Annotated in this window: 2 protein-coding genes; one reads left to right on the top strand and one right to left on the bottom strand. The window is 64.9% G+C overall.

Features of this window, described 5'->3' with window-relative positions; translation table 11 throughout:
* Window positions 1–365: 365 nt before the first annotated feature.
* Window positions 366–944, bottom strand: a complete 579-nt coding sequence (locus tag QMK28_RS33845) for a winged helix-turn-helix domain-containing protein (RefSeq protein WP_326443526.1) — start codon at window positions 942–944, stop codon at window positions 366–368.
* Window positions 945–1,056: 112 nt separating this feature from the next.
* On the opposite strand from QMK28_RS33845, the gene def reads away from it, so the two are divergent.
* Window positions 1,057–1,719: a peptide deformylase gene (gene def / locus QMK28_RS33850; protein WP_326443527.1), complete on the top strand. Its 663-nt coding sequence runs from the start codon at window positions 1,057–1,059 to the stop codon at window positions 1,717–1,719.
* The last annotated feature ends 277 nt before the right edge of the window (window positions 1,720–1,996 follow it).

Consider the following 1,996-nt stretch of genomic DNA (forward strand, 5'->3'; position numbering starts at 1 on the left):
CCCGCCGGCATCCTCCCCGCCACCGCCGGGGAACGTCTCGCCCGCCAGCCAGGCCCACATGCCACCGGCCGCGAGGTCCATGCCTCGCTCCAGCACTCCACCGCCGAGATGGTCACCGCCATGTTCGGGTCCCAGTAGTAATGGCCGAAAAAACACCGGATATCGCTGACCTGCGGTGATGCCCGCTATCCAGTCGGTGGGTTGTGCGGGACGGGGCAGTTCGGACGTGTGTAGGTACTCAGCCTCTGTGTCATGAAGCGTCGCGGTGACCTGCACGTCTTCAGGCTGTCTCACGTCGTGTCATCTGCCTGCTGTCTCAGCGTCGTGTCATTTCCTCAAGTGAGTGCGAAAGGGCCGACGACTCCTCAGTCCTGGTCCGCGCCGTCTGCTGCGTGGGGAAGCAGGGGGAACAGTCGGGTGATGAGGGCCACCGGTCGAGCGCCGTCGGGCCTGGCCAGGGGGCGTTGTTCGCGGTCTTGGTAGGGCAGGAGCGCTCGTCGGATCACGTCCGCGACCCGGCTCATCTCTTCGGGCGTCAGGTAGGCGACGGCGCTGAAGGCTTCGTCGTGGCGCCATTCGGACGGCGCCTCATCTCGCTGGGTCAGCCATCGTTGCCAGCTCTCGTCCTCCAGCCCTCGGGCCAAGTCACCGAACTGCTCCTCCGTGGGCCCGCCGGCAGCAGGGGTGTGCTGCTTCAGACGCCAGGGGCGTGCGCGGCCCCCGCTGTGGGGGGCTTCTTCGATGTATCCGTGACGTGCGAGCTGCCGCAGGTGAAATGAGCAGAGACCAGAGCTGTAGCCCAGCCGGGAGGCGGCTTCGGTCGCTGTGACGGCGCCGACTTCGGCGAGCAGGCCCAGCAGGGCTGTGCGGACCTCGTGCTCGCGCAGTTCTTCGCCGCTGCTGGCTGTCTGGTCGTTCGGGGTGTTGAGGTCATCTTCAGTCACTTTGCAAAGTCTGCTACTTTGCAAAGAGCTTGGCAAGCAGTGATCCTTGCTGAAGGCATCGGCTGCGGTGACCTCCGCGGCATCTGTGGCGTGCGCAAAAGGGGAGACGGCTATGTCTGTTCGTCACGAGCGGTCCCGTCCCGTTGACCGGCGAGTCCGCGTGCAAGGCCGCCCCGTCGACACCTATCCGGCTCTGCCACCGGAGGTGGAACGGGGTTCGGTTCGCAGGGTCACGGTGGTGGGTGAGGAGATTCTGGGTCGTCCGTGCCGGGATGTGTCCGAGTTCGGCTCCCCCGAGTTGTCGAGCCTGATCGACGACATGTTCCTGACGATGTATGTCGCCGACGGTGCCGGCCTGGCTGCCAACCAGGTAGACGTCGACCTGCGGCTGTTCGTGTATGACTGCCCGGACGACTATGGGATCCGGCATGTCGGCCACATCATCAACCCGGTTCTGGACCTGCCCGATCCGGGTAGCCGCCGACTCGTTGACGACTTCGAGGGCTGCCTGTCCGTGCCCGGTGCCGGCATGGCGGTTCCCCGCACCGATCGTGCCGTCGCTCACGGCTTCGACAAGGACGGCAACCCCCTCGTCATCGAAGGAACGGGTTACTTCGCCCGGTGTCTGCAACACGAGTCCGACCACCTCTTCGGTCACACCTATCTCGACCGGCTCTCCAAGCGGGATCGCAAAGACGCGCTGCGGCAGATGGCAGAGCACCGTGAGCACGTCTTCGCCCAACGCGCTATCAAGGCCGCCCGTCTGGGGCAGTGAGAGCTCGGTGAACTTAATGCCTCGTCTTTTCCTCCGCAAGGATCTCTCTGGCCGCCGCGACCACACGCTTTCCAAAGGACATCGCCTTCGACGGCCGGCTCACCGCCGGACGCCGCTAGAAAAAAACCAACCGAGTTCCACCGTTCGCTGGGGTCTGACAAGATTTTCGTAGCCGGTGATCGAAGGTGTCGTGGTTCCCTCCGTTCGGGGTGCAGGCTGGAGGGTGTATGACATCGAGTTGGAGGTCCTGCTGCCGCAACTGTCCGCGGTGCGGGTC

Source organism: Streptomyces sp. H27-D2 (assembly GCF_035828615.1).
Classification (GTDB): Bacteria; Actinomycetota; Actinomycetes; order Streptomycetales; family Streptomycetaceae; genus Streptomyces.